The sequence below is a fragment of the Candidatus Eisenbacteria bacterium genome (assembly GCA_030017955.1).
Taxonomy (GTDB): domain Bacteria; phylum Eisenbacteria; class RBG-16-71-46; order JASEGR01; family JASEGR01; genus JASEGR01.
Genome location: JASEGR010000121.1, coordinates 1 through 5,110 on the forward strand (window position 1 = coordinate 1; position 5,110 = coordinate 5,110).

General features: G+C 54.0%; 4 protein-coding genes. All 4 read right to left on the reverse strand.

The genetic code is table 11. The features are described 5' to 3' along the window. Nucleotides 1-78 precede the first annotated feature (78 nt). Nucleotides 79-1,677: an L-aspartate oxidase gene (gene nadB, locus QME66_12515; GenBank protein ID MDI6809778.1), complete on the reverse strand. Its 1,599-nt coding sequence runs from the start codon at nucleotides 1,675-1,677 to the stop codon at nucleotides 79-81. 7 nt (nucleotides 1,678-1,684) lie between these two features. Next, the gene (gene nadA / locus QME66_12520) at nucleotides 1,685-2,611 is read right to left on the reverse strand and encodes a quinolinate synthase NadA (protein ID MDI6809779.1); all 927 of its coding nucleotides are present in this window, start codon (nucleotides 2,609-2,611) and stop codon (nucleotides 1,685-1,687) included. A gap of 56 nt (nucleotides 2,612-2,667) precedes the next feature. After that, nucleotides 2,668-3,744, reverse strand: coding sequence for a tetraacyldisaccharide 4'-kinase (gene lpxK / locus QME66_12525; protein ID MDI6809780.1), 1,077 nt, complete (start codon nucleotides 3,742-3,744; stop codon nucleotides 2,668-2,670). Beyond that, nucleotides 3,744-5,110, reverse strand: a 1,367-nt coding sequence (locus QME66_12530; GenBank protein MDI6809781.1) for a 3-deoxy-D-manno-octulosonic acid transferase, incomplete at its 5' end; no start/stop codon positions are given. The genes lpxK and QME66_12530, both read right to left, overlap by 1 nt.

Here is a 5,110-nt window from a genome sequence, read left to right on the forward strand (position 1 = left end):
CACGACCCCCTCATACCCCCTGGCAGTGTGCCTTATGAAACACCCTGCATTTCGTCAAGTTATTTCTGGGACGGCACACTAGTTTCCTTTCGATATCACGGTATCCTTCTTGAAACGTAAATCGTCTTCCATGGGATAGTCAATATTGTAGTGAAGCCCCCTCGACTCCTTTCTTCGGCTCGCACAGGTTATTATGAGCTCGGCCACGAGGGCAATATTCCTCAGTTCTATGAGGTCGGCGTCCAGGATGTATTTCCAGTAGAACGATTCGATCTCCTCTCTCAGGAGGGCGATCTCTTTCTTCGCAAAAGAGAGTCTCTCGTTCGATCGCACAATTCCGACAAAGTCCCACATCAATCTCCTGACCTCGTCCCAATTGTGATCAAATGCCACGGTCTCCTTGGGCTTGGTCGCCCTTCCTCTTTGCCACTGTGGGACGTCGGGAACAATTACCTCTTCTCTGACAAATTCACGGGCGCATTCTGCCGCTGCCCGAGACATGACAACCGCCTCAAGGAGGGAGTTTGAGGCAAGCCTGTTTGCACCGTGCATGCCGGTATGGGAGGTCTCTCCGCACGCAAAGAGTCTTCTCAGTGATGTCCGGCCGCAAATGTCAGTTATGACGCCGCCGCACATATAGTGAGCCGCAGGCACAACCGGGACAAACTCTTTAGTTACGTCAACTCCGACAGACAGGCACTTCTCATAGATGTTGGGAAACCTCTTCTTTACTTTGTCAGCGCCAAGCCTGGTTATATCCAGAAAGACGTACTTGTCTCCCCTTTTCTTCATCTCTCTGTCGATTGCCCTGGCCACGATGTCCCGGGGAGCAAGTGACCCGTCTTTGTGGTATCTCTCCATGAATGCTTTTCCGTCGACAGTCCTCAGGACAGCTCCTTCGCCCCTCACCGCTTCCGAAATCAAAAACGACCTTGCCACCGGATGAAAAAGACACGTCGGGTGAAACTGGACAAACTCCAGATTTGCTAGCCTGGCCCCTGCGCGATACGCCATAGCCAGGCCGTCGCCTGTCGCAATGTCCGGGTTCGACGTGTACAGATAGACCCTTCCACTTCCCCCTGTCGCAAGAACCGTCACCTTGGCCAGATACGGCGCAATTTTCCTGGTCTTTGTATTCATGACATACGCTCCCCAGCATTCATCGCGCGGGCCGGTCCTTTTCCCGGAAACCTTTGAGCCGAGTATCAGGTCGACAGCGAAATGGTGTTCAAGAACGCGTATGTTCTTCCTGGATGCTACAGCCCGAAGGAGCGCCTGCTCGACCTCGCGTCCGGTGAGATCCTCGGCATGCACTATTCTTCTTTCCGAATGCCCTCCTTCGCGGCCCAGGGAAAAGTGCGAGGAATCCGACTCCTCAAGACAGAACCTGGCGCCGTACTGAATGAGTTCTCTGATCCCATCAGGCCCCTGCCTTACCACCGCCTCTACTACATCCTTCTTAGAGAGTCCCTTCCCGCATTTCAAAGTATCCCGGATATGTTTGTCGAAGCTGTCGCTGTCTCCAAGAACGCAGGCTATCCCTCCCTGCGCGTAGTTCGTGCTGGATTCGGCGTTTCCCTTCTTTGTGGCAATGATGACCCTCCCGTGCTCAGAAGCCTTGAGCGCAAAGATTAGGCCTGCAATCCCTGAACCGATTATCAGAATGTCTGAGGTCATTGTTTCCCTAGCTCACTTCGAGCATTCTCTCGAGCGCCCTCCCGGCTCCCTCTATCACGGAAGGCTCAAGCTCAATCTCGTGGACTTCCTCTTCCAGGGATCTCAAGACTTTCTCAAGCGTGGTAAGCTTCATCGTTGCACACAGGTTCTCTTTTCCAAGAAACTCGATCTGTTTCAGAGGGTAAGTCTTCCTCAACCTCTGGATCAAACCCTCCTCGGTTCCGAAGACAAGCTTATCCTTCTCCTCGGCAAGCGCGACCATCCCGCTCGTAGATGTGACTGCGTCTGCAAGGGCAGTCACACTGGGTTTGCACTCCGGATGAACGACGACAGTGAAGTCAGGGTGAAGTTTCCTTGCCCTCTGAACATCGCGCACCGTGAACTGCTCGTGCACGTAGCAGAATCCGTTTCCCAGGATCATCGGCTTTCCGGTTACGGAGCTCACGTAAGCGCCGAGATTCTTGTCCGGGATGAATATTATGTCCCGTTCACCGAGGCTCTGAACCACCTTTACCGCATTTGCTGATGTACAACATATGTCGCTTTCCGCCTTTACGGCGGCGGTTGAATTTATGTAGCAGACAACGGCCGAGCCCGGATGCTTTCGTTTGAGTTTCCTGAGCATTTGAGGAGTCACCATGTCGGCGAGCGGGCAGCCGGCCGCGGGGTCCGGGAGAAGAACCTTCTTGTGCACGTTAAGAATCTTTGCACTCTCAGCCATGAAGTGCACACCGCAGAAGACTATTATGCTGGAATCGGTTCTCCTTGCCTCCTGAGAGAGGCCCAGAGAGTCCCCGATGAAATCGGCGACATCCTGCACCTCCTGCCTCTGATAGCTGTGCGCGAGGATGACGGCGCCCTTCCCCACTTTCAGCCGGGCTATTCTTGTCTTGAGTTCTTCCTCGGATAAGAGCGAGTATTCCTCTATTTTCACAAAGTCACTCCATCTCCTTCAGCCCGGACTAATCATACATTTTACCCGTCCAACCTTCAACCCGTCTTGCGGCCTGCTGTAAGAATGGGGCCAGCAGCTTTTTCAATGCAGCCCTTGAGTTTCTCTTCGTCCCCGCCGAAGTCGGCTTCTATCACAACCACCCCAAGGCTCTTACCGTATTCCGGCAGAAACGGAATCCTCTTCTCATCCTTTTCGGTAGTCACGACAAAAGACGCCCCTTTGTCAGCTTGCAGGAGGAAGGCATCCTTCAGATCTTTCTTCGAGTAGGAGTGGTGATCCGGATATCTGAGAGAATGAAGAACCCTTGCTCCGTGCCGGGAGATGAGTCTCTCAAAGGACGAAGGCCTTCCGATTCCGGAAAGAGCGATGACGTTCTTTCCGTTGAGGAATTCAACGCCCTCAACTCTCCCGCTCCAGGGAAACTTGACTGCCACTGCTCTGTGAGTCTCGCTCAGAACAGGTACACCGGGCGGCAATCTCTTCTTCAATCTCTGAAGAATATCTCTTTCACCCTCATCAGTCTTTGTCAGCACGACAAGGCCGGCTCTCCCAAGTGAGCTCCACCGTTCTCTCATTGGACCTGCGGGCAGAAGATATTTCATTTCCCGGAACTCTGCGGAATCAATGAGAACAATGTCCAGGTCCCTCTTGAGGGAAATGTGTTGAAAACCGTCATCCAGGACGAAGGCCTTCGAGCCGAATGTCCGGGACGCCAGGAAAGCAGACCTGACTCTCCTCTTCCCGACGACAACGGGCACATCGTGAAGCTTCTGCGAGAGGAGAAGAGGTTCGTCGCCCGCGACCTGAAAACCAGGCTCTTCCCCATCTTCTTTCCCTCCGAGGATTGCCACAGTTGATCTCGAACTCCGGCCGTATCCTCTGGTCAGGACAGCGGGCTTTGCACCCATTGCAGCCAGGAGCCGGGCAACTTTCTCAACCACGACGGTCTTTCCGGTACCGCCCGCCGTAAGGTTGCCGACACTTATTACAGGTCCTGGGGCCGAGCTCCTTCTCAGGACGCCAAGCCTGAAAAGAATTAGCCGGACCTCAACGCCGGCAAGATAGACAATCGAAAGAGGCAGGAAGAGCGGGTTTGTCTTTCCAGTAGACATCACCGGAGGACTCCTCGCTCGGCAAGAAAGGAGACAGTCCTCTCCGAGGCGCCCATTCTGCCGAGAACTGTTCTGACGGCATGTTTCCCGGCCGTCGTTCTCTTACTCTTATCGCGCATCCATCCAAGCCAGATGTCACCCAGCTCGATCCCGTCTCTGCCGACTTTCCCGCCGCCGGATTCTATCAGAGCAAGAGCCGCATCCTTGCACTTTTCGAAATTCGGGCCGAAACTCACGGGAATTCCAAGGGCCGCCGGCTCAATGACATTGTGGCCTCCATACGGCTTGATAGTCCCGCCGACAAATGAAATATCAGCCGCTGAGAAAAACTTCCTGAGCTCACCAACAGTATCCAGAAGGACGACGTTAACCTGTGAGGCGTCACGCGAATCCGGCACAGTCCTTTTTCTGAAACTCAGCCCGGAGTTGGAGAGAATCCTTTCGACTTCCTTCACCCTTTTCATATGGCGGGGGGCGAGAACGAGAAGGGTCTCCGGAAACTCTCCCCGCACTTTCTCAAATGCGGCGACTATCTCCTCTTCTTCACCGGGCCTTGTGCTTCCCGCAACGACGACTCTTCTCTTTGAGCCAAGACCGAGTGATTCTCTGAGCAGCGCCTTCTCGTCAGGCGGAATCTCTCCCGGCGTGTTCATATCATCCTTCATGTTCCCCAGGACTTTCGTTCTTTCCCTTACCGCACCCAGGCGCAAGAACCTCTCCATGTCATCATCTGTCTGAACAATGACTGCATCCATTCCTGCAAGGATCGGCTTCAGAACCGGCCTCAAGAACCGGTAGCGCCCGGCACTCCTCTCGGAAAGTCTTCCATTTGCTATCGCACACTTTACGTGCGCTTTGCTTGCAGACCGGAGAAGGTTCGGCCAAAGCTCTGTTTCGAGAACGATGACAGCATCGGGAGAAATCCTCCTCAGTGCGGTCTCCGTACAAAGAGATGCATCGAGTGGAGCGAGGAAGACCTCTCCGGCCCCTGGAATCTTTTCGGCGGCCGCTGTCTTACCTGCTCTTGTCATTGACGACACAACCACGCCAATCCCCGGGAACCTCTTTCTTATTTCCCTGACAAGAGGGACGCACGCCGACATCTCCCCGACTGAAGCGCCGTGTATCCAGACCAGACGTCTTCCCTCTGCCTTTTTTCCCACAATGCCAAGACGCTCCCTGAGCTCGTCCCTGTTTAGCCTTCCCCTCAGGGCCGAGAGGGAGAGATAAAATGGAAGCACGATGATTGAGAGAATGTTATAGAGAAAAAACATAGGGCACACTAGTGTCGTGTCCCGGAAATTCGTTGTATATGTCTTTGCCCCGGGACACGACACTTTCATAGGGGCTTCTCGCCCCTCTGACG